The sequence below is a fragment of the Chroococcidiopsis sp. TS-821 genome (assembly GCF_002939305.1).
Classification (GTDB): domain Bacteria; phylum Cyanobacteriota; class Cyanobacteriia; order Cyanobacteriales; family Chroococcidiopsidaceae; genus Chroogloeocystis.
Genome location: NZ_MVDI01000016.1, coordinates 58,326 through 80,256 on the forward strand (window position 1 = coordinate 58,326; position 21,931 = coordinate 80,256).

Annotated in this window: 19 protein-coding genes; 3 read left to right on the plus strand and 16 right to left on the minus strand. The window is 42.9% G+C overall.

The features are described from left to right. Positions 1–397: 397 nt before the first annotated feature. The gene (locus tag B1A85_RS22785) at positions 398–1,261 is read right to left on the minus strand and encodes a DUF2382 domain-containing protein (protein WP_104549006.1); all 864 of its coding nucleotides are present in this window, start codon (positions 1,259–1,261) and stop codon (positions 398–400) included. Between the two features lie 267 nt (positions 1,262–1,528). Here B1A85_RS22785 and B1A85_RS22790 point away from each other — a divergent pair, with 267 nt between their 5' ends. Beyond that, entirely contained in the window at positions 1,529–2,167 is a 639-nt protein-coding gene (locus B1A85_RS22790; protein WP_104549007.1) for a bifunctional 4-hydroxy-2-oxoglutarate aldolase/2-dehydro-3-deoxy-phosphogluconate aldolase, read from the plus strand. On the opposite strand, the gene B1A85_RS22795 is transcribed toward B1A85_RS22790, so the two are convergent. From B1A85_RS22795 to uvsE, 5 genes are all read right to left on the minus strand, one after another. Continuing rightward, on the minus strand, positions 2,161–3,102 hold the full coding sequence (locus B1A85_RS22795) for a pentapeptide repeat-containing protein (RefSeq protein ID WP_104549008.1): 942 nt from the start codon (positions 3,100–3,102) through the stop codon (positions 2,161–2,163). The genes B1A85_RS22790 and B1A85_RS22795 overlap by 7 nt on opposite strands. Further along, on the minus strand, positions 3,092–3,445 hold the full coding sequence (locus B1A85_RS22800) for a Rieske 2Fe-2S domain-containing protein (RefSeq protein ID WP_104549009.1): 354 nt from the start codon (positions 3,443–3,445) through the stop codon (positions 3,092–3,094). Before B1A85_RS22800 ends, B1A85_RS22795 begins: the two co-directional genes overlap by 11 nt. Positions 3,446–3,466: 21 nt before the next feature. After that, on the minus strand, positions 3,467–4,144 hold the full coding sequence (locus tag B1A85_RS22805) for a ferritin-like domain-containing protein (RefSeq protein WP_104549010.1): 678 nt from the start codon (positions 4,142–4,144) through the stop codon (positions 3,467–3,469). A gap of 297 nt (positions 4,145–4,441) precedes the next feature. Then, positions 4,442–6,043, minus strand: a complete 1,602-nt coding sequence (locus B1A85_RS22810; RefSeq protein ID WP_104549011.1) for an Hsp70 family protein — start codon at positions 6,041–6,043, stop codon at positions 4,442–4,444. 132 nt (positions 6,044–6,175) lie between these two features. Beyond that, positions 6,176–7,123, minus strand: a complete 948-nt coding sequence (gene uvsE / locus B1A85_RS22815) for a UV DNA damage repair endonuclease UvsE (protein WP_104549012.1) — start codon at positions 7,121–7,123, stop codon at positions 6,176–6,178. A 457-nt stretch (positions 7,124–7,580) separates the two neighbouring features. Between uvsE and B1A85_RS22820 the strand changes: the two genes are divergently transcribed. Beyond that, positions 7,581–7,808: a hypothetical protein gene (locus B1A85_RS22820; RefSeq protein WP_104549013.1), complete on the plus strand. Its 228-nt coding sequence runs from the start codon at positions 7,581–7,583 to the stop codon at positions 7,806–7,808. Positions 7,809–7,816: 8 nt separating this feature from the next. Here B1A85_RS22820 and B1A85_RS22825 read toward each other — a convergent pair whose 3' ends face one another. From B1A85_RS22825 to B1A85_RS22835, 3 genes are all read right to left on the minus strand, one after another. Continuing rightward, positions 7,817–9,370, minus strand: coding sequence for a peroxidase family protein (locus tag B1A85_RS22825; RefSeq protein WP_104549014.1), 1,554 nt, complete (start codon positions 9,368–9,370; stop codon positions 7,817–7,819). A 226-nt stretch (positions 9,371–9,596) separates the two neighbouring features. Beyond that, positions 9,597–10,298, minus strand: a complete 702-nt coding sequence (locus tag B1A85_RS22830) for a phosphatase PAP2 family protein (protein ID WP_104549015.1) — start codon at positions 10,296–10,298, stop codon at positions 9,597–9,599. 29 nt (positions 10,299–10,327) lie between these two features. Continuing rightward, on the minus strand, positions 10,328–10,561 hold the full coding sequence (locus tag B1A85_RS22835) for a hypothetical protein (protein WP_104549016.1): 234 nt from the start codon (positions 10,559–10,561) through the stop codon (positions 10,328–10,330). A 161-nt stretch (positions 10,562–10,722) separates the two neighbouring features. Between B1A85_RS22835 and B1A85_RS22840 the strand changes: the two genes are divergently transcribed. Then, the gene (locus tag B1A85_RS22840) at positions 10,723–12,819 is read left to right on the plus strand and encodes an NAD(P)/FAD-dependent oxidoreductase (protein ID WP_104549017.1); all 2,097 of its coding nucleotides are present in this window, start codon (positions 10,723–10,725) and stop codon (positions 12,817–12,819) included. A 164-nt stretch (positions 12,820–12,983) separates the two neighbouring features. Here B1A85_RS22840 and B1A85_RS22845 read toward each other — a convergent pair whose 3' ends face one another. The 7 genes from B1A85_RS22845 to B1A85_RS22875 all read right to left on the minus strand — a co-directional run bounded on the left by B1A85_RS22845 (position 12,984) and on the right by B1A85_RS22875 (position 21,546). After that, positions 12,984–14,219, minus strand: a complete 1,236-nt coding sequence (locus B1A85_RS22845) for a hypothetical protein (protein WP_146087211.1) — start codon at positions 14,217–14,219, stop codon at positions 12,984–12,986. Positions 14,220–14,864: 645 nt separating this feature from the next. After that, a complete protein-coding gene (locus B1A85_RS22850) occupies positions 14,865–16,385 on the minus strand; it encodes a hypothetical protein (RefSeq protein ID WP_104549019.1) in 1,521 nt (506 codons plus the stop codon). 165 nt (positions 16,386–16,550) lie between these two features. Next, positions 16,551–17,351 (minus strand): TIGR03943 family protein, encoded by an 801-nt coding sequence (locus B1A85_RS22855; protein ID WP_104549020.1) that lies wholly within the window; start codon positions 17,349–17,351, stop codon positions 16,551–16,553. 8 nt (positions 17,352–17,359) lie between these two features. Then, positions 17,360–18,382 carry a permease gene (locus tag B1A85_RS22860; RefSeq protein ID WP_104549021.1) on the minus strand — a complete coding sequence of 341 codons (1,023 nt, stop codon included), beginning with the start codon at positions 18,380–18,382 and terminating at the stop codon, positions 17,360–17,362. Positions 18,383–19,158: 776 nt separating this feature from the next. Further along, the gene (locus tag B1A85_RS22865) at positions 19,159–19,653 is read right to left on the minus strand and encodes a GNAT family N-acetyltransferase (RefSeq protein ID WP_104549022.1); all 495 of its coding nucleotides are present in this window, start codon (positions 19,651–19,653) and stop codon (positions 19,159–19,161) included. A gap of 10 nt (positions 19,654–19,663) precedes the next feature. Continuing rightward, positions 19,664–20,254 (minus strand): ribosome maturation factor RimM, encoded by a 591-nt coding sequence (gene rimM, locus B1A85_RS22870; protein ID WP_104549023.1) that lies wholly within the window; start codon positions 20,252–20,254, stop codon positions 19,664–19,666. An 8-nt stretch (positions 20,255–20,262) separates the two neighbouring features. Next, positions 20,263–21,546, minus strand: coding sequence for a valine--pyruvate transaminase (locus tag B1A85_RS22875; protein ID WP_104549024.1), 1,284 nt, complete (start codon positions 21,544–21,546; stop codon positions 20,263–20,265). Between the last annotated feature and the right edge of the window lie 385 nt (positions 21,547–21,931).

Sequence of the window (21,931 nt, forward strand, 5' to 3'; positions counted from 1 at the left end):
AATGATTCCTCAACCTTGCATTACATAGCTTCTACTTTAGGAAATTCCTAATAGTTATCCATCTTCCTATCGAATGAAATAGAATTTATAAAAAGCTAACTACTGATAGATATTTTTTAAGCTAAATATTTATGAATGAAAGAAAACAAAGGTTGTCACTTATTAGTTTTTGTTTTTGGTGTTAAGCGCAGAGAATAGCTGCATATTCTCTAACTTTCGGATATCTTTTAGTATTCCTTACGGAGGAATAGTAACAATTTCTCATTCATCGTTTTCAGTTCATGATGAAACTACAAATGACTCCAAATCTCCTAACTATTAGGAAACTTGGAGGCAACTTTAAGCTTAGCAAGGTACAAACCAGTAAAATTCTTGGTTTAATTCCACACCGACTAGTTTAGATATTCTCGTTAAAAATTTTATTCGTTTGGTTAATCTCCGGCTGACCTTGGGTGTCAATGTCCAATTCTTCGCGACGAATTGTTTCTTCAGCTTCTACTGTATTTTGTTCGACAATTTTTCTAATTCTAACTTCTTCCCGAACGAAGGCTTCTTTGTGGATCTCTGGCGTTTCCTCGTACACTTCAATACGTGCAATTTCACCTTCCTGAAAGTCTAGTTCTCCTGGAGTTATTGTCTCGTCTGTAGTAGGTACGCGCTCAATGACAATACGCTCTTTTTCTATGGGAATTGCTACTTTTGCGGTTTCAGTCTCAATGCGTTTACCAACGGCAACCTCGCCTGTCTTCACGCGGTTTTTACTTGCTATTAATCTTTCTTCATATAGCTTTAATGTTTGATGATTCTGCTCGTTTAAGTTGTAGAGTGAAGAGTCATGTTCATAGCTATATGAGTCGCGATTGTAGGTAGGAGAATTCATTAGATCGTGAGTTTGTCCAGCGGCAACCAAAGGACGATAGACTTCTCTTACTTGCTCCTCGTAGTCATATTCTACCGTTGAGTGTTCGTCGTATTCTGGCAAGCCTTCGACTTGTACTTTGGTTAATCCATCTACTGTAACGCGGTTTGTATTGTAGTCGATCCGAGAAAGTCCTATAGGTAGTAGAATTTTCTTGCCCATAGCCTCGAAGCCCGTAGCAATCACTAAATATCGAAAACGACCTTCTCCATCGACCAAGGCAGTTGAGACGGTTCCAATTTCTTCTCCGCCTTCGGTATAAAGCTTCAAATTTCTAATGTCATCACCACCGAAGGTTTCTCGATAATTTGGGTCGAAGTCTTCGAGTTTGTACAACGGCATACTATTAATTACCTATTACTCTATATCACGTAATACCTAGACTAAAAATATCTTTGGTTTACTCCATCCTTCTGGCGACTGACTTAACGCCGTTTCAAGGCTTAAATATCCGTTAACACTAAAGATGTATTGTCTTGATATTTAAGATTTCTAAATTTTATGAGAAGATTTTCAACAAAGATTTATATGTAGTCGCGCTATGGTATCAGAGAAAAATAATTAAAGACAAAAACAACATATTGCGTGTCGAAAGCATGAATTTTATTTATGATTGAGGCTTGGTTAAATTTGCTGCAACAGAATCGGGCGATCGCAGTTATTCGTGCGACTCAACACGAACAGGGCTATCAAATGGCAAAAGCCGTAGCCGTAGGTGGAATCAAGCTTATTGAAGTTGCGTGGAATAGCGATCGCAGTGCAGATTTAATCGCGCGGCTACAAGCCGAATTACCCCAATGCACGATTGGTACGGGTACATTGCTAGATTTAGCACAACTCAACGATGCGATCGCTGCCAAAGCAAAATTTCTGTTCAGCCCGCATTGCGACACCGCGATGATTCGCGCAGCAGTGCAACAAAACATACCAATAATTCCTGGTGCGCTATCACCAACAGAAATTATGACGGCTTACACTGCTGGAGCAAGTTGCGTCAAAGTCTTTCCAATCCAAGCTGTAGGAGGCGCAAGCTACATTAAAAGTTTGCAAGAACCACTCGGACATATACCATTAATCCCTACAGGGGGAGTGACGATCGCGAATGCGTCTGATTTTATTGCAGCCGGAGCGATCGCGGTAGGTTTAGCCAGCGAACTATTTCCTAAACATTTAGTTGCTGCCGAAAATTGGCAAGCAATTAGTCAACAAGCAAAAACCTTAGTGGAAAAACTGCATCAAATTCAGTGACTCACTACCGGTGGTACGATCGCCCAACTGAGATCGACATTGTTCATTTCTACTTGCGATAGTTTGGCATCGAGTAAATTGGCTCCCCGCAGGATTGCTGCATTGAGATTTACATCTGTGAGAACCGCACGCTGCAAATCGGCTCCACTCAAGTTTGTCTTACTCAAGTTTGCCCAACTCAAATCTGCTTCAGTTAAATTGGCAGTAGTCAGTTCTGCTTGCTCCAAATTAGCTCCTCGTAGATTTGCCAAAATTGCTTTAGCGGCGATTAGATTAGCACGATGTAAATTGACTCCTGTTAAGTTCGCGCCACTCAAATTTGCTTGCGATAAGTTAGCTTCACTGAGATTCGCGCCTTCTAAATTCGTTCTACTCAAATCGGCGGCGGTTAAGTCACTGGCAATTAACTCGGCGCGTTCTAGCTGTGTACCACACAAGTGCGATCGCATCAACTTTGTTGCTGTAAGATTGGCGCGATTTAAATTAGCATCAACTATTACGGCTTCGGTTAAATTTGCTTGATTTAATTGAACTCCACTTAAATTCGCTTTGCTCAAGTCTGCTTGTGCTAGATTCGCCTCGTGTAAATTCGCACGGCTTAAGTTAGCTTCACACAATATTGCTTTGTTGAGGTTGGCACGCCACAAATTGACACCACTGAGATCTGCACCTGTTAAATTGGCAGCAGTTAAATCTACTCCAACCAAATGACTGCCGTTAAAGCGAGTCGCCACCATATTAGCTTGCTTGAGGATAACGCCATTCAAGTCGGCTCCTACTAAAATTGACCGACTCAAATCTGTAGCCTCTAAGATTGCTCGTTTGAGGACTATGCCACTTAAATTGACTTCCTGCAAGGATGCGTGACTCAGATCGACATTAGGAAAGTAGCGTTCTCCTGCGGCGTATCGCTTCAGGAGTTCTTTAGCTTCCATGAATTTTTACCTGCACATATTGCTCAACAATGCGCACTGAATAAGTACGCAACGGTTCAAGCTGTTGACGTAAATGTGGTAGAGCTTCTAAAGGATAGACGCATCGCGGATAAACGTTTTCTCCAGTCCGAATATCGTATTGAAAATGATGCCAGGGACAGTCGATCAATCCTTGCCATACGGTTGCTTTTGCCAGCGATCGTTGTTGGTGTCCGCACAAGCCTTGTAAGGCGTAAAATTGACCGCGATCGTTGACGATCAAAATTGGTAAGTTTTCTACTTGTACGAGTTTTGTTGTCCCTGGCGGGATGTCATCTATTTTGGCAACACTGATATAGCACACAGCTAGTTATGTAGCTTTGAGCTACTTGCCATTGTGGTTGTGAGGTACGACTAAGAACCTAGAAGTATAAGGCGACTCTCCTGGCGCACTTCGCCGGAAGTGTCCTGATGGCCCTTCTCCTAAGAACTCGCTAAACCAAGCTTCGTGTTCAATTTCTTCGTTGAGAATCGCCAGCGATAACTCGTACGTGCGGTGGTCTTTGCCAAAGGTCATGTTGCAGATGTCAGTATAAACGCGAATCGCACACCGCTCTGCCTCCACTAATACTTGCAATAGTGGTCGAAGATCGCCTTGTTCTACTGCCTGTTTAGCTTCGAGGACTGCGGTTTGTGACTCTTCGCTACCGCCACTTGTAAACCCAACGCGGGGTGTAGCATCGTCATTATTTTGACGACGATCGGGGAGATAAGCGTCTGGGCAAGCTGCTTGGTTTGCGAAGTCGCGAATATCACGCGGTAACTCGCCGCCTAACTCATAAATGCGGGGAACGAGGGCTTCAAAATGGTTGCGATCTTCTAGTCGCGCGTCTTCAATAATTTCTTTGAGACCTTCGCCTTCAAAACCGATCGCATTCGCGCGCAAAATTGTGTAGTAATAGTAGGTGGTAAACTCTGCTGATGCGGCGCGAACTAACTTATCTAAAAGTTCTTTGACATCAATTCCCGCTTGTTCCACCATCTGTAGTGCTACTTTACCCATGGGGAACCTCCTTGTAGGATTTAATCGATTTTTAAATGTTTTTTTTAAAACTCAATGCAATAGAATTGACTGTTGCGTACCCAAGCCAAAAAAAATCGCATAATTGAGTGTAGCTGCCACCTGCACTCCAGTTCACACCTTATTTTTATTTAGTGGCAAACTACACTTTAAGCAGTAAATTTGTGAGATGTGGCTTTATGAGTAGAATTTCTACTGCATATTGCCTACATTTTCGATCTTGCCTAAATAGATCGCAAACGTGTTGACTTCGATAAAAAAGTTAAAGTAATTGTTGACTTAACTTAATTGAGCAACAAGTTGATTTTGCAACAAGATTTGATTTGTGAATAAGTCCTCAACTGTAATGCGTAAAAATCGCTGCTGATCGACTTGAAATAATACTTTAATGCGATCGCTTCCTGGGTAACCAGGCGGTGTTAGTTGAGCAATTGATCGCGCACCATCTCGGTCGTTGAGTGGTTTGACTTGACTTTGCCCGCTATCAAGACGACGCGTTATTAAGCGATCGCCATCAAAATAAACTTCAGTTCCGCCCGTTTCTTGCCCTAATTCGCCGATAATTAATTCAATACTCGGCTGATTTTCTACGGAAGCACCTAATACAAGTTCTACTGGCTCGCTCATCGGATAAGGTTGTCCAGCTTTAATCAGAGGATGCCACTTGTGAGTATTTTGCCGTCGATCCCAATAGCGCACGCCGTAGCTATGATAAAGAAAATCTTTAATTTCTATTCCTTGACTGAGTTGTAAAGCACCGTGAGCGATCGCTTCAAAAGGCTTTTCACAGCGAATTTTTGCCGCATCAAAGTACTGTTGTATCCACGTTTGTACGGCTGGCATTTGTGCTGTACCGCCGACGAGTAATACGGCATTAATATCAGCAACTTCTAGCCCTTGTCGTCGTGCTTGTTGCAAAAGTTGCGTCATTGATTCATCTAATCGCTCAAAAAATGCGTGTTCTTGCAAAATATTTTCTAAACTTGCGCGGTCTAACTCTAGTTGATAACTTTCAAAGGTTTCATCATTAAAATAAACCTCACTTGCTTGGGGTTGCGTTGATAATTGAATCTTCAATTTTTCTGCAAGTCGCGTCGTTAAGGAATTGACAACTAAACCTTGCGTTGCGGCAAAATAATCAACCAACCAATTATCAATATCAGAACCACCAAGATTTTGCCCTGCTTTGGCAAGTACCCGCGCCGTCTTAGGTTTTTGCCCTGATTTCTCGCTAAATAACTTATCGCCCCATTTCAGCACAAAGCCTAGTGGTTTTTTCCCTGGTTGTGTACCACTATCGAGCTTTACTAAAGATAGATCAAGAGTTCCACCGCCAAAGTCAACAACGAGCAAATTCTCTCGATCGGCTAAACCATAACCTAAAGCAGCAGCGGTTGGTTCGTCAATTAGCCGCACTTGTTCGACTGCTAGCGATTGACAAACGGCTCCTAACCAGTGACGATAAGCTTCAAAGCTATCGACAGGTACAGTCAATACGAGAGAATTAGCAACATCCGGAGTTTCGGCATTGAGTGTTGTAATAATTTGCGTGAGAAACCATTGTCCTACTTGCTCAAACGTGATAACTTCGCCATCAAGTTCAGGGAGAAATCCTTGAATATCTGTTCCAATTCCGCGTTTGAAGCTACGGAAAAATCGCGGGTTACTTGTAAGATCAAGTCCGCGATCGCGTACTGCTTGCCCGACAATCACCTTTTTTTGGGCTGCATCTTCCACATACACCAAACTCGGAACCAAAGGCGGATTTAACCCTTGTTGTACCGAAAGCCCTGCTAAACTAACTGTTTCTGGCTTTTGCGTTATGGGATTCCAACGCGCTATACAAGTGTTACTCGTACCAAAATCGATTGCGATCGCCATTCAACTATCTACTATGCTTTAATTCCTCATCTTATTCATACTATTTACTGTAAGTACAGGAACATTTAAATTAGTTGGTCAGAGGTGGTAATGGGTAATGGGTAATAGGTATGGTTTTGATATTGAGAAGTCTTAACTAGCCACTAGCCACTCTTGTTGTAATAAGGCAATCGCTTCTTCTTTGGCTTTGGCTTCAATTTCAATCCAGGGGGCTTCGCGGTAGACGCTGGGCATTGTTGTAATTAGGTTACTGTGCTTGCGATCGTTAAAAGCGGTTTCACCGTTGGAAATATGCACCAATTGCCAATCTGGATTTTCCCAAGTGTCGCGCGCTGCATAAAACATTTCTGCAACCGAGGGATCTTCGTAGCTACTTAATTTTTCGTGACAGATATGATGATGCGCGTCAAACACCATTGGTATAGCTGTCTTTTGACACACTTCTAAAATTTCCTTGGCGCTATAAGCATATTCATCGTTCTCAAACGTTAAACGACTTTTAATTTCTACTGGTAATTCGTTCACAACTTGAATCAGTTGTTCTGGACGTTGCGCTTTACCACCATGAATATTCATTAAAGACCAATGCGATCGCGGTAATCCCAATAAGTCTAAATCTTGGGAATGGCGTTGCAAAATTTGAATACTCGATTGCACAACGCTAGGGGAATCGGAACTTAATACAACGTACTGATCGGGATGCAGCACGATCCGAATTCCTAATTCTGCGGCGCGTTGTCCGATTTTACCCAACTCATCGCGCATTTGTTCTAAGACTTGTGCGCCGATTTGATCTTCCCAATCGTTCAAAGGAAATAAACTTGAGGAGGCGCGATACAGCTTGATGTCGCGTTGCTGACAAAACGAAAGCGCTTTGTGGAGGCGACTGAGATTATCGGTGTAAATATCTTTGAGCGTGCTTTCCCGTTGGCTATCACTCAGTGTGAGATATCGCGTACGCGTAATTGTGCGGAAGCGGACTTCTTTAGAAAAGGTGACACACACTAAACCAAGATGCGGTTGCGGCGATCGCACTGCTGAAGCTGTCTTAGGCAAATTATTTAGCTCAATTGCTGCCATTTATTATTTTTTGTTAACTACATTCTTATTCAACTAAGCTTTGCACAGGAAAAGTAGTACCTCCAGGAAGAATCGGCTGCGATCGCAACTATGTTAGGTATTGGCGATAGCAATTGTTTATCTTTCTGTTGATAGAAGACAATTTTTGTCATCTACCTTTCTATGTATTTATTAAAAATAGTAAATCCCCCTCAAAGTGTGTTGCTTTGTGTCACAAACCTTGCGTTTTTAACTGAGTGAGGCTTTAGGAACGCCTATTTGTATGACTTTATCCCAGTTTGTCAATAAAGCTACAAAGTGTCTTTTTGTCAAGTATCTGAAATACTTCTTTAGGCTAATGGCGGACAAATGAAATATTTCTTAACCTGGGGAGGCAAAGCGAGTAACGAGGATCACAATCCTGCTGACTCCTGAACTATGCAATTACAGCGTTACTTGACCGCAAGGCGTCAAACTTATGAACAATCAGCAATCAGCAGATGCTGCGATCTTTTTAGGAAACCTCAAAAATGGAATATGGCTGTTGGGGATATCTTCGTGGCTATTTGGTATCACAGATAGAACCATTGCTTCTTTTTCGGATGGTTACTTGTCTGCAATAGATATTATTCAGTTATTTACTGCATCATTCTTTTTCGTCAGTTGGCTATTTCTCAAGCCAACATCAAAAATCCAGACTCGATAGCATTACCTTTAACTTACTTGTGTCATCGAAACTAGAAAGCGCTTATTTGTCGATGGAATGTTACGATGTAAAATCTCTGTAAGACTTTGAGTGTCTTGAATGATTTTCATCCCAATCGGAGAGAAGGTTTTTTCGTTAAACACGTTCTCTGCAAGTAAAGGATTCGTCAAGGCTTGCGAAAAGGCATCAATGCCCACCAGTCTACCAATCAAAGGAGACAAAGCAGAATTTGGGCGTGTATCTTCAGCAAACAGTCCTACATAGTATTCAATATTATCAACATGACCGTATAAAGCTTTCAGATCCTTTTGCGTGCCTTCATCTTCCGTAATTTGATTGAAGTCGGTCACTCTCGGAAACTTGCACATTTCTCTGTAATCGTTGTAGCTTGCTAACTGGGTATCGCGTCCTAATTGAATACTGTTGATGTCGGTGTTAAGAATAAATTGAGGAGTGTTATGCAAGCCGATATCACCAGCAGGTTGCTTAGAAGCTGCGTCGAATAGTATTCCTAAGCCTTTATTGGTAATTAAATCATTATTCCATTGTGTTTTTGCTATAGGAATTTCTGTATCATCGAGCACAACTTTGTCTGGTACAAGACTGTGCCAGCGATACAATAAGTTGAACTCTACTGTCATCCAATTTTGGCGATACCACTTTTCGTTTGTAAATGCAGTTGGATCGAGAATGAACTTGAAGTGATACGGAGTAATGTGATTAATATACTCTTCAATGACAATTTTAATTAGCAAGACAATGACGATATTTCTCGCGGTTTGAAAGAGTCGTTCGTCATCCCAATCTTTGTACGCTTGTGCTAAGACATCACAAATTCGGTTATGTTCCCTTAGAAACAGGGTATTCATCATCACATAGCCAATCTGGACGTTACCGCGTTCGTTACCCATGGCAAATAGGTGGTTCTTTTGCTCTGGAGTCGTCCATTCTTCCCGAAAAATTGGTGGAGGTAATTCTTTAAATTCTTCCCTGACTTGTCCGTTTTCAAAGTAGTAAGGAGGATAGTCTTCACCATTGATTGTTTGATAGCGTAACTTGCCTTTCTGGTGTAATCTTAGAATATTAGTAATATCTTTATTTAAGCCATACAAGGGGCTAATATCGATTTCGTGATTAGAAGTATTTTTTAAGTTATTATTTCTATCAGTCCGTAAAAAACCATCGGTAAACCACTGCGCAAAGTAGGAAAACAACAGCGTAGATTTGGGAGATAAAATTGCGTTGCCTTTACGCAAAAATAAGTTTTCGGCGATCGCTTCAGGTGTTGGTAATTTCGTGTAATCTCGCGCAACTGGGGGTAGATGTCGTCCGCTGTATCTTCTATCGGTTAAGGAATCCCATGATGTATAAGGTGCCATTGTGCTGAAGGGATACGGACGAGTTGGAATTTTATAAATGGCGTTGTTGATGAGGAATTTATTAATTTTGCGTTTGAGGTACTCATTTTTTTGCACTAAGTTCCAAAACCACTTGAAGTGCGTTAAAATATAGTACTCAATATTATTTCTCAAGCCGTCCTTTGCGGTACTCCTTCTCTTCATAGCAGCGCTCACTTGTTGAGTATGATCCCTATTGCTGATGCTGGCAAAGACGCAATACGAACGTGAATTCGACAGCCTAGCGATTAAAATCGCCGCTAGAGAAACTAAGTCCACTTAAACCAAGTGGTCTCAACTGCTAGCTTTTCTTCGTCGAACTGACGTTATATCAACGGTAAGGAGTAACTACAGAAGAACTAGGAAAATTCCTGAAAAGTTGCGACGTGTCTTATCGACGAGAAGATACTGATTCTCTTTCAACCTGAGCGTGACGATGGCGACGTTGCTGCCAAACTCGCAAGCTGAGAATACACGCAACTAACCACACTGCTCCTGCTGCGTAACCTCCGATGACGTCAGTAGGCCAATGCACTCCTAAGTATATGCGACTAAACCCGATCGCAAAAACTAATAAAACTGTAATGCTCGTAATTAATTTCTGTCGTTGCGGAAAGTAACCTGTAAGTATATAACTAATTAAACCGTAGACAACGAGTGACATCAGCGCATGACCGCTAGGAAAGCTGTAGTCTCTCAAAAGAATAAATTGCTCCCATAACGCTGGTCTTTCGCGGGTAAAGACTGGTTTGAGAACAAACTGAAGTAACAGCGCGCCGAGGTAAGCGATCGCTAATGTATTTGCAGCCGATCGCCGCTGATGTCTGTACAACCACACTCCCAACACCAGACAGATAATAAACAGTATGGTTGGATCGCCCAAAAATGTTGTTCCCATCATTGCCTGGTCGAATAATGGGTTATGAATACCTCGCATTGCCAGCATAATTGCTGTATCAAAGGCATTCGTTTGTTGTTGTAAAACTCGTCGCGCTAGTCGCGCAAATATCCATAGCGATAATACTGAAACGAGTATCCCAATAACTCTAATGCGGAATACTCGTAAAGAAAGTTTTGCCAGCTTGGAACGCATTCATATCAACTTAGACAACTAATTCAAGTTTAAGGGAAACTTTCCCAAGCTTGGGCAACTACATCACTTAACCAGCGTCGTTGTTGGATATCGAGTAAACTATCGTCGGCTAACACTTGAGCCGTTAATTGTTCTAGGGATTGACCTTGAGCGCGGACAATTTTAATGACGCCAGCGATCGCCGCTGCGACTAATTCTTCGTCTACGGGTTTTTGGCGCAGTTCGGCAATTTCTTCAGGACTAGCAGGAATGGGATAATGCATAGCGGACTTTTACACAAATAGGGACTACTTTATTAAACTTAGTTAGATTGTAAACTTTCTTAAAAAAATTCTCAGTTAACTGTATGGGGAAGTTTAGCGCAAATTGTGATTTTGTCAACTCTATCTGCATAAATAATTAACTCGGAGTTAAGATCAGCAAAATGAGAGAACTTGTTTACATAGAAATTCCCACACCAGAGACAGCGGCTGTCCGTGGCTGGCTGCAAACGGCATGGGTACCGGAAAAAGGAGAAAAAATTCTCACTCCTGACGGGGTACGTCTAAGAATGCCTGAAACAGCATCTCCGGTAACGTCTATTTCAGATTCTTCAGAAGAGCAACTACCTTCTGAACTCTCTGCTTTTGTTTGGTCTGTGCAGCGAACAACGTATCTGAAAGTATTTCGCTGGGGCGATCGCGTCCCGAATGAAAAGCAAATTCTCCACAGCCTCATAGCTGAACTACGAGTTCAATTTCCGCACAATTACCCAGAACCCCCCGAAATTGGCGAGCAGTCAATTTTTGCTGCCCTAGCTCCTTATTATCCTCTAACTGTCAAGTTTTTTCAGAAATTTCCCCAAGGAGAGTATGACTTGACACGCGCTTATTGGTGGGAGAAACGATGGCGCGAAGGCGTGCGCAATCCCCAACAGCCACAGCAAGTTATCTTCCAGCAAGTTAGTACCAAGCAACAGCCCGCAACACCCACTTATGACTTAATTTATGTAGGTGGTGCATTAGGCGTCATTCATGCGGCTGTGATGGCGCGGTTAGGGTACAAAGTTTTGTTAATTGAGCGCCTACCCTTCGGGCGAATGAATCGCGAGTGGAACATTTCCCGCGCCGAACTCCAAAGCTTCATTAACTTGGGCTTGTTTACCGCAGTTGAATGTGAAAGTTTGATTGCGCGCGAGTATAAAGACGGATTCAATAAGTTTTTTGACGGTAATAACCCAGATCGTCTAAGAGCGCCTGTCTTACACACTCCTACAGTATTAAACGTGGCACTCGATGCGGAAAAGCTGCTGCGGATGTGTGGCGACAAGCTACAAGCGGCTGGGGGAGAAATTTGGGATGAAACAGAATTTCTCAACGCAGTGATAGCAGATACACATCTAACGGTAAAAGTCAAGCTATCTACACAACAAGAGCGCGAAGCAACAGGACGTTTACTTGTGGATGCCATGGGAACCGCATCCCCGATCGCGTGGCAGTTAAATGGCGGACGAGCGTTTGATAGCGTCTGTCCGACTGTCGGGGCGGTAATTTCTGGCGGTTTCGCCCCAGAGGTGTGGGATCCGCAGTACGGCGATGTTTTAAATAGTCACGGCGATATCTCGCGCGGACGACAGCTCATTTGGGAATTGTTTCCAGGTGCCGGCGACGACATTGCCATTTATCTATTTCATTACCATCAGGTCAATGCAACAAATCCTGGTTCGCTACTCGAAATGTATGAAGACTTTTTTACAATTCTGCCAGAGTACCGCCGCTGCGACATGGATCGGCTGGTATGGAAAAAAGCAACGTTTGGTTACATACCAGGACACTTTAGTACGAGTAGCCGCGATCGCACGGTTGCCTTTGACCGACTGATTGCGATCGGGGATGCCGCATCACTACAATCACCTTTAGTCTTTACTGGCTTCGGTTCTTTAGTCCGCAATCTAGAACGTTTGACAACGCTACTCGATACAGCACTCAAGCACGACTTACTTAAGTTTCACCACCTCAATCAAATTCGTGCTTATCAAAGCAATGTTGCTGTCACGTGGTTATTTTCCAAAGGCATGATGGTTCCCACAGGTAGATTTTTACCACCGCAGCGTATCAACTCAATGCTGAACACTTTCTTTGGCTTATTGACCGACGAACCGCAAGAAGTTGCTGACACTTTTATTAAAGACCGAGTGGACTGGCTAACTTTTAATCGTTTAGCGTTGAAAGCTGCCAGAAAAAATCCTTCTCAAGTACTGTGGATTTGGGACTTAGCTGGAGCAAAAGACCTATGGCGATGGCTGGGGAACTACCTCAACTTTGGCTTGGTTGCCTTAATCAGTGCTTTACTCGGTAGTTGGTTTCCTCGCGTGCTGCATCAAGTACAACCTTGGTTAGAGTCTCGCTATCCAGCTTTGTGGTTAAAGCTTCTAGCATATAACTACGAGCTGACAGCTGGTTTAGGTCGTTCCTATCATGCCACTGGGCGTGTAAAACGAGAAAACCTTCAGTCAAGTAGTCAAATCGAAGTGAGAAGTTAGTTAAAATCGCAACTTGAAATTGCTGCCCCTCAACCCACGCCGGTTTCTACAACAGAACAACCACCAAGGGCAAAGTGAATCCTCAATTTTGGGAGCCTTTTAGACTACTCTTTTTTACTCAAGGTTCTTTATAATCGTCAGGGACGTCGGGGACTTATCATTCACTATCTAGTGTGTGCAAAATTGGGTAATTCGATCGCTGCTAAAGTCTTACGCTTTTTAGCAATCCGCGATGGATTGACTATAGGTGAAGGCCAGTTGGGATTTGCAAAAAATTCAGTTTCTTCCCAAGCAAGTAGCTCATCTAAATCAGTTGTTGGTTCTGTTACTGATGCGGAGTCTGATTCAGTATCGCTTTCCCTATTCAGTTCTATTGTCTGGCTGCGATCGCAACCAATCGCACTAGACGATTCTAAATCTTCGGTAGACGATCGATTTTCTCCACTAAGAGTCTCGCAGTCCAAGGCTTCTGTTGCTGCGGCACGCTTCTGAGATGTGGTATCCGTATCAGTATCGCTGAGTAAGTTCAAAACAGCATCATGTTGTGCTTCGACAGTTTCCCCTAAACTGGCGATTGCTTCTGGAAACTGTTCGATGAAGGTTTCAACTAAAGTTTCATCTACAGGTGTTTCTGTAATGTTCTTCAAGGATTGTGCGCTAAATACTTCTGTCTCTGGCTTTGGTTGAGAAGCTACTTCTGCGTGCACTGACCAAGGCGGAATTGGTTGCGCTTGTGCAAATATTACTTGATTTGGAGGCGACTCGATATCAGGTTCGCGAGCTGTATAAGTAAAAATGCGATCGCTATCAGTGTCAGTATGAGATTTGGTGCTAGATTGCTCTAAGCATTTATCTAACGCTGCTTGCAGTTGCCTTCTGCGATCTTGCTCGCGCAGCAAACGAGTCCGTAGTTCTTGACAGGTGCTTTCGCTTTGTCGCAGTTGATACGTTTGTTCGTTGTAAGTTGCTTGAGTTAACAACCACTCGTGCTCAATTTGGTTAACTCGTTCTTGGCTCGCTTGTAGCTGAACTGTTAAGCCTTCTATTAAGATTTGTTGCTGCTGAGTTGTTTCTTGGTACGTTTGTTGTTCTTGCTTGAGTTGCTTGATTTGTTCTTGCGCTGTTTCTAGATCTTGAATTTTCTGCGCTACCTGCGTCTGTAAAACTTGCGATCGCTCGCGTTCAATTTGTAAATTTTTTCTCAACTCTACTAGTGCTTGTTCTAACTGCGTCACCCGCTGATGTAGCTTTTGGTTTGTCGAGCGTAATGCTTGACTGACAATAGCTATTTCATTTTCAAAACTTACAGGGGTGTTTAGCAGATCTTCTATTACTTCCACGCGGCTGGAAGTCACAATCTCTGCTACATCATTTTCTCTTTGAGTCAATTCCATATTCATAGGCAATTTGCCCTCAGCAAGCGCATTAGCATAGATTACTCGTTCAGTTGCAGCTGAGTGAGTATTGTTGACGTTTGAGGAAATACTTAACTAGTTAATTTATCAGCTTTGTTCATAGCACATCGCTTGATGAAAGGATGCTATGTTCAATGCAACTCTTTTGTCTGTGACGTTAATCACAATTTATTCAGTGGTCTTGGTTCAGTAGGAATAAAAATGCAATCGCGAATACTTAAATAACTCAGATTGATACCATAATGTGCAGCAATACACAAAGTTGGCGTGTTCAATTAGATGGACATGATATTCGGTCTTAGTTCAGAAAACAAGAGGGCACAATCAAAGTATTTACATAACTCAACTGACAATGACTCATCCAAACGTCTCGAAGGCAGACTACTCAACAATTAGGCTATTTGCTCCTTGAGGCGATCGCATAGTAAAGTTTTGTATTATTGATTGAGCAACAAAGTAATCTAGCAAACATAAACGCAAATTCAAATCTTGCGATTAGCTTTTTTTAACTAAGTAAGTGAATGAAAGAACGCGCAATATTTGTCGAGCAACAGGTAAGGCGTACTAGGTACTTTGGCGTTGACTGATTGCCAGTTACCAATCCTCAAGTTACCAATTTTCAGCACTCACTTAAGGTAGCCAACGGGGATGAAAACCCGGTAAAGGCAATTGTTCTGGTTGCATGAGCTGTGGAGACGATGTAGAAGATAGAATCGGCAGTAACCATAACCGACTCGTTGCGATCGCCTCACCGTCACTCGTGCGCGGCGCTGATAGTGTTGGATTTGCTGTATCTGTGACAACTTGGTCAAACAACACTGCCAAACCATCAGGTGCTAAACTTATTTGGACATCGCGTTGGTCGGGTAGAAGGACTAAAGGCTTTTGATCGCCCGTTTTCAGGTCAATTGCGACTAAATACGGTTGTTCTTCGTACTCTTCTTTCTCTAGCAACTGCGTGAGCAGACAATAAAGATTTTGGCGCAGAGGATCGAACTGACAACTTTTAATGGAACCTGTTGTCCGCACAAGTTCTTTGGGTTCGCCTTGAGTAGTTACCAAAAACAGCGATCGCGTGTAATCAGAGTTAAATTTCACCATCGTCGCTTGAGTACCGTCGCGCGAAAAACTCAGCACCATGCCATACTCTGGAAGAAAATCGAGCGGTTTTTCTGCGTCGGGTTGTAATGGTAAAATTCCAACACCTTCGCCTTGTGCAACCGCGACTGAGTTACTATCAGGGGTAATCACAAAATCACCTCCAGGTTGACTGTTCAAGCGCTGCGGTTTTTCGTTATTACGCAGTAACCACAAGCCAAATTCGCCAGGATTTTGTTGATTCACGCGTTGCACAATAATCTTTTGTCCGTCCGCAGACAAATCAAATTTTAAGTTTTGATAATTTTTGTTATCTAATATCAGGTCAATCTTACCTGCTGGTTCGGGATTAGCCGTATTGCGCATAAATGGTAAGCGCAAGCCCAGAAAAGTGCGATTGCTTTGATTTCTCAGGTCAAAATTTATCCCCGTAGTCACTGTGTAAAGTTGGGAAGCGAGCAAATCATGGCTATTTGTGCGCTCAGTAGCAGAGAACAAAACCTTTTTTCCATCGGGATATGGCTTGAAGTCAACGACAACTAAATTTCTCGGCGTGAGAATCGTCTTCTGCTGTTGTGAAAGGTTATAAAGTATCAAACGTCCTTGTTCGTCTCCTTCAACTCCGAGATAAACAAAAGCGCGATCGCGCGTGCGAAATTGACTGCTAAACGGCTGCATCACTTTTGGAGAATTTTCAGCGACAGAAAGACGATCCTTAGCGCTGTGTAAATTAATTTGATAAGAATTTCCATACGGCGCAGGTTTCAGCAGCGTATAAGCCATGCGTCGCCCCGCCCAACTAATTTTTCCTGGTAGCGGCGGATCGATTTGCAAGTTCTCCTCAACGCTTACTGTATCCATCGGACGGCTAAAGTTCAAAATAAAAGCCGTGTCTTCTGCTCCAATTGCTTTACCATCCCAGCTAAAATCTCGTACTTGCGGTGCGACACCATCTCCTCGCAATAGTAGCAGTCCAATTAAAACACTCAACACCAGCATTAAGGTGAGTGCGACGCGATCGAGTGGTTGCAGAAATTTATGACTGACAGACATAAGCAGGGAGGAAAGCAGAGGTAGCAGAGGAGCCAGTCCGTTACGGGGGATCCCCCATTGTAGGAACTAGCGCGAGCAGAGAAGAATACTGTGTCTTTATAAATTCAAAACTCAAAACTTAAAACTCATCACTCAAAATTCATAACCAGTTACTAGCCGGTTTAACTAGTATTCATAGGGGTTTTCGGGTTCAGCAATTGGTTTTAGAGAAGTTGCTTGAATTGTTAACTGACGTTTACCGACTAGCGTGTCAGTCGCCATTGTTCCTTCAACTTCTAACCAGGTATCGGGTGGATAAGCTTGGCGCGAGGCACTTAGTTTCACAGGTAATCCTACAGGATAAGCATCAGCAGCACAGCAAGTAATCACAAACCGCGAAATTAAAATGTAGTCAGGTGGCAATTCCGGAGGATGAATGACAAATCCTTGTACCCTAGCACGCTGTCCAGCATAAGCATCAGGTTCAGGATAAACATTTAAAGTTCTCACCCAGTCTAAAAGCGATCGCTCTTCAGGATTGCGCGCACTTCGAAAAGCCTGCGGTTGTGCCCGCGTTGCACCTAAAGAATCAGTTACACCGCGATCGAGCGCAGTTTGGCTGGCAAAAACGCGGGGCGTAAATGTTAACCCAATAATTGCAGTGATTAACAATATGCTACTACTCAACCCAGGAGGAAACAACGTCACGTGCTGTACGACCGCACCTTTAGTTGAACGACGTTGCCGCAACAGCTGCCATGCTTTACTGCTAGCGATAATTAGTAAACCAATTCCTCCTGAAATCACGAGCCAAAAATAATCAGGATGAATGAGCAAGTTCAGCTTACCGGTTAACCAATACCGCAGCATTAAAATCCCCCAAGCGCCAATTGCTAGTACATCCAACCACGTGAAAAACCAAGCTCTCCTGTTGGCTTGACTTGGACTTAATTTCGCTTGTTTACGCTTGGATTTACTACCAATCATAGAAGCACTTAAATAATCTGCAAGTTGATGAATAAAGTAAATAAAAACGTTAATTGAGCCGCTAAAGCAAACAAGTAAATGACAGCTTTAGCCTTGAAAATTGAGAGCATTAACCCGATTGCTTTTAAATCAATCATTGGTCCAAAGATTAGAAATGCAAGCAGCGAGCCGCTAGTAAATGTCGAAGAAAAAGAAAGTGCAAAAAAAGAATCAACTGTTGAACAAATCGACACAACCGCTGCCAAAATCATCATGGCAATAATTGATGTAACTGGACCATAACCTAGATTTAAAATCACTTCACGCGGTACGGCGACTTGAATAAACGCAGCGATCGCACTCCCAAACACCAGAACTGCACCTAACTCCCGCAGTTCCTGTATCGTATTGTCTACCAATAATCGCAGGCGGTCAGACAACGGCTTTGTTGGTGCAGTAGCGGCTAAGCTTGCCTGAAGTACAGTAGCATCCATGCGCACCATTTGACCAGGCTGATTGAGTAAAAATGTTCCTGATTGTAATAGCGGTGATTGTGTTGATGTTTTAAGATCTTGCTTCGGGCTAAAGTTATATTCCCAACTTTTAGCAATTGCGGGTTGCAGCAACGGTTTGAGGTCTTTTTGAACGCTAAAAACCCACCCGACAATCGTCGCAATTGTTAATGAAAGCGCAATTCTCAGCACCACAATTTCCGGTTGATCGCGAAATGCTGTCCAAGTTGCCCAAATAACGATTGGATTCACAGTTGGTGCTGCTAACAAAAACCCGATTGCTACTGGCGTAGGGACTCCCTGCATCAACAACCGCCGCGCCACTGGCACATTACCGCATTCGCATACAGGAAATAAAAAACCTACCATGCTACCAACCAAAGCACCTAGTAACGGATTTTTGGGAAGTCTGGCGATTAACTTTTGCTCATCAATAAATAATAACAGCACGCTAGACAACAACACCCCCAATAACAAAAAGGGCATTGCCTCTACTAGCAAACTTAAAAACAGAGTGAAGGCGTTGTTGAGTTGAGTCATGCGTTTGACTGTGAGGATCGACGATCTACAAGCGTCTGCCAAGCCATTTTATAAGGAGACTGGAAGAAGACAAAATATAGACATTCGGACATATATTCCCACTTCGACATGACTTGAACGCATAAAATCATAAGTGACGAAATCATCAGATAACAGTTCCAATTGTTTCTGCGATCGCGTAGTCTGTTTAGATTTACACTCAGTACAGTCTTGTCTTAGGTTGTTATAAATTTATCAAAGATTACAACATTTAGAACTCTATTTCTAGAATTTCACAATAAGAGGTGTACCAATACTTACCAATCAAGGTTAGTCGGAGGTCACTGGTAATTGGTAAGAATATTGAGTAGCTTCCCGAGACTTATTACCTGAACTCAATAAGTATGCGATTTAATTACGTCCGCCTACTGAGCTTGATTTTTCATCGGCAAGCACTTATGCAGAATTCTTTCACGAATTATTTTGGTAAAGTCCTATGAAAAACCGAGAACCAGGCTGAGCTGCGCTCGGTCAACACCTTGTCTACTGGAATTATTTTTAGTTATATTGACGTACATAAGCGCAATTATATTGCATAATTATAAATTTAAAATTCTGCTTAAAATAGTGGCAATGTTCCTACTTTCAATAACAATATAGATGGGGTTATACTATTTTGATTTAGATTGACACGGTGTTGGTATATTACTATAACTAAAATTGAAAATTTTACTTTATAGTTATAAAATGTATTTGTTAAGTATATGCTGAATATCTACAAAGACGAGACCTGATTCTCATGCAGCAATTTTATAAACGGCAACGATCAATCCGCGTTTTTCACCATCAAGTACGGCAATTTCAGGTAAATGTCCCTTTGGCTCAAACCCAAGTTTCTCAAACATTCGCCGACTTACATCATTGTGGTCAAAATACATGGCTAGCAACGTAGTCACTCCCACACAAGGGCAATAATCGATCATCCGGCGGACTAACATTGTGCCATAGCCTTTACTTTGATGCTGTGGTGCAATATAAATGCTCACTTCCGCAGTAGCGTTATAAGCCGGACGTCCGCCATAGAATGAAGTTAGACCAATCCACGCCACGACTTCGCGCTCGATTTCTAGTACCCATAGCGGGCGCGACTTGTTGTGTTTCGCAAACCAATCTAAACGACTCTCCACACTAATCGGTTCAGTATCTGCAGTTGCTTTGCGCGTAGGAATCGATGCATTGTAAATGCTGATAATGTCTGGCAAGTCCGAAATCAGTGCATTGCGGATTTTCATACCTGATATATTAAATTTCCATCAACCCAGGTGGCGGAGTAATTTCTACGCAACGCGCCTGCAAATCTACCACAGGAACAATCTCCTTCACAAACGGAATCAAAACCGTCCGAGAATTGTTATCTGCATTCGGTTCTTGATATAACTTTACTTCTAATAAATCATTTCCCGCAGGAATGACATCAACGACAGCACCAATCTTCGCTTGAGTTTCCTGCATGATGACTTCCAAACCAACCAAGTCCAATACGTGGTATTCATCTTCGCCTAAAGCAGGGCGATCGCTTTCGGGAACCAACAACTTACACCCGCGCAAAGCCTCCGCCTGATCGCGGTTTTCTACTCCTAAAAATTCCACCACATACAAATTCTTACCAGCCAGATACCGCCCACTCAACAATTCAATTGGGCGTGGTTCCGCGTCTTGAGAACACAATACCCATCGCGTTCCTGGTTGTTCAAACCTTTCCGGAAAATCAGTATCAGGATAAACGCGCACCTCACCATTTAACCCTTGAGGAGCAACAATTCTCCCAATCTCCAACCACCCCGAATCTTTTTCTAATTCCTTCGCGTTCTTTGTGTCTTTGTGGTTCGCCATCAACTCGATTACGCACTCACAGTTGCACGTTGATAAACCTGTTCAATCACCTTCGCCAAACGCTGCATTCCCGTTGCAATCTCTGCATCACTTGCAGTTAGACTAATGCGCAAACACTGCTGCTTATGCAACCAACTTTCGCGCAAACCAGGGAAGAACGTACTACCAGGGACAACAATCACACCCACTTGCTTTAACTGTTGATACAACTCCCAGTCAGTAACTGGCAAATCTTTCAACCACAGCCAAGCAAAAATTGCTCCTTCACCGCGATGTAAAAACCAAGGTAAATCTTGCGGCATCGCTGCATTGAGTGTACTTTCTAGAACAGTAAATTTATTTTGGTAGAAAGGTCGAATCACTCGTTCAGCAATTTCCGCCAACGCCCCAGAGTTGATTGCTTGTGCCGCGATCGCCTGTCCATAGCGCGACGGGTGGATGCACATATTCGTTTGGAAAGACTCTAGCACTTGAATCAACTTCGCATCACCAATTGCTACCCCAATGCGTTCTCCTGGCAATCCAGCTTTTGATAAACTCATACAATGCAGAATATTACTGCCAAACACCGGCGCCATTTCTGTAAAATTTAATGCTGGAAACGGTGGTGCATACGCCGAATCAATCAATACTGGAACATCATACGGCGCAGCTAAAGCCGCAATTTTCTTGACTTCCTCATCCGTCATGACATTTCCGGTAGGATTACACGGACGCGAGAAGATGACACAGCCAGTGTTTGCGGTAATTGTCAACTGGCTAAAGTCGGGGCGATATTTAAAGCGGTGCGCAGCAGTATCAATATCGAGAGTGGGCTTGTAGGCGATCAACGCCTCTGGAACCAAGCTAACACCCCCATACCCCGTATAATCTGGGCTGAGGGGTAGAACGATTTGTTTTAAGTCTCCAGCACTCGTGTACCCGCCGAAAGCATTCGCGGCATAAAAATACAGTGACTGACTTCCAGGAGTAATTAAGATATTGCGATCGCTCAACTCTAAGTTGTAGCGTCGATTAAAATCGTTAGCGATCGCGCTAATTAATGGTCCATAACCTTGACTCGAACCGTAGCGACAGACCACCTCACCGTAATCTTTGCTTGCTAAAAGCTCTGCCGTACAGTCTCGCCACAGCTGCTCTACCTCAGGCAAAATGAGCGGATTTCCCGCACTCAAATTAATGAATTCCCGACCTGAGCCAGCTTGTAGCGTTTCAATAATATCCTTCATAATCGCCCTGACACCTGTCAGGTTGGACATTTGGTCGCCAATTTGAGTCAGGGCAGGATTCATAAGTCGTCATTCATTACTTAGTGGACAATTTGTAAGCAAGTGTTCTATTTAGTACTTGTGCTTACCGAATTAACTAAACATACACTTCTAACAGCGCTAGACGTTGATTCTACTGCGTACAGCCGCTGTAAGCTGGTCATTTTTAAAATAGCTTAACTCTTAATTTATACATAAAATTTTACAAATGGAAAGGTTTTGCAGATAAAGCAAAAATATATTTGCATAAAAAGCGTGTAAAGTTGCCCACACTGCACCCACTTGTAGAATATGCTAGCTAGCAGGAAACCAGTTGTTTTTCAGAAGCTTAGTCCCAGAACGCTGATATCCCTGAGAAACAGTGAACGACGTGACATGGTTTCTAACCGACGAGAATCAAGCATAAATC

Bases quoted from the DNA above. Each gene is read 5' to 3' on its own strand.
- B1A85_RS22845 (WP_146087211.1), bottom strand. From the start codon at position 14,219: ATGAATATGGAATTGACTCAAAGAGAAAATGATGTAGCAGAGATTGTG.
- B1A85_RS22820 (WP_104549013.1), top strand. From the start codon at position 7,581: ATGAACAATCAGCAATCAGCAGATGCTGCGATCTTTTTAGGAAACCTC.
- B1A85_RS22805 (WP_104549010.1), bottom strand. From the start codon at position 4,144: ATGGGTAAAGTAGCACTACAGATGGTGGAACAAGCGGGAATTGATGTC.
- B1A85_RS22840 (WP_104549017.1), top strand. From the start codon at position 10,723: ATGAGAGAACTTGTTTACATAGAAATTCCCACACCAGAGACAGCGGCT.
- B1A85_RS22810 (WP_104549011.1), bottom strand. From the start codon at position 6,043: ATGGCGATCGCAATCGATTTTGGTACGAGTAACACTTGTATAGCGCGT.
- B1A85_RS22865 (WP_104549022.1), bottom strand. From the start codon at position 19,653: ATGAAAATCCGCAATGCACTGATTTCGGACTTGCCAGACATTATCAGC.
- uvsE (WP_104549012.1), bottom strand. From the start codon at position 7,123: ATGGCAGCAATTGAGCTAAATAATTTGCCTAAGACAGCTTCAGCAGTG.
- B1A85_RS22790 (WP_104549007.1), top strand. From the start codon at position 1,529: ATGATTGAGGCTTGGTTAAATTTGCTGCAACAGAATCGGGCGATCGCA.
- B1A85_RS22850 (WP_104549019.1), bottom strand. From the start codon at position 16,385: ATGTCTGTCAGTCATAAATTTCTGCAACCACTCGATCGCGTCGCACTC.
- B1A85_RS22875 (WP_104549024.1), bottom strand. From the start codon at position 21,546: ATGAATCCTGCCCTGACTCAAATTGGCGACCAAATGTCCAACCTGACA.
- rimM (WP_104549023.1), bottom strand. From the start codon at position 20,254: ATGGCGAACCACAAAGACACAAAGAACGCGAAGGAATTAGAAAAAGAT.
- B1A85_RS22825 (WP_104549014.1), bottom strand. From the start codon at position 9,370: ATGAAGAGAAGGAGTACCGCAAAGGACGGCTTGAGAAATAATATTGAG.
- B1A85_RS22830 (WP_104549015.1), bottom strand. From the start codon at position 10,298: ATGCGTTCCAAGCTGGCAAAACTTTCTTTACGAGTATTCCGCATTAGA.
- B1A85_RS22795 (WP_104549008.1), bottom strand. From the start codon at position 3,102: ATGGAAGCTAAAGAACTCCTGAAGCGATACGCCGCAGGAGAACGCTAC.
- B1A85_RS22860 (WP_104549021.1), bottom strand. From the start codon at position 18,382: ATGACTCAACTCAACAACGCCTTCACTCTGTTTTTAAGTTTGCTAGTA.
- B1A85_RS22785 (WP_104549006.1), bottom strand. From the start codon at position 1,261: ATGCCGTTGTACAAACTCGAAGACTTCGACCCAAATTATCGAGAAACC.
- B1A85_RS22835 (WP_104549016.1), bottom strand. From the start codon at position 10,561: ATGCATTATCCCATTCCTGCTAGTCCTGAAGAAATTGCCGAACTGCGC.
- B1A85_RS22855 (WP_104549020.1), bottom strand. From the start codon at position 17,351: ATGATTGGTAGTAAATCCAAGCGTAAACAAGCGAAATTAAGTCCAAGT.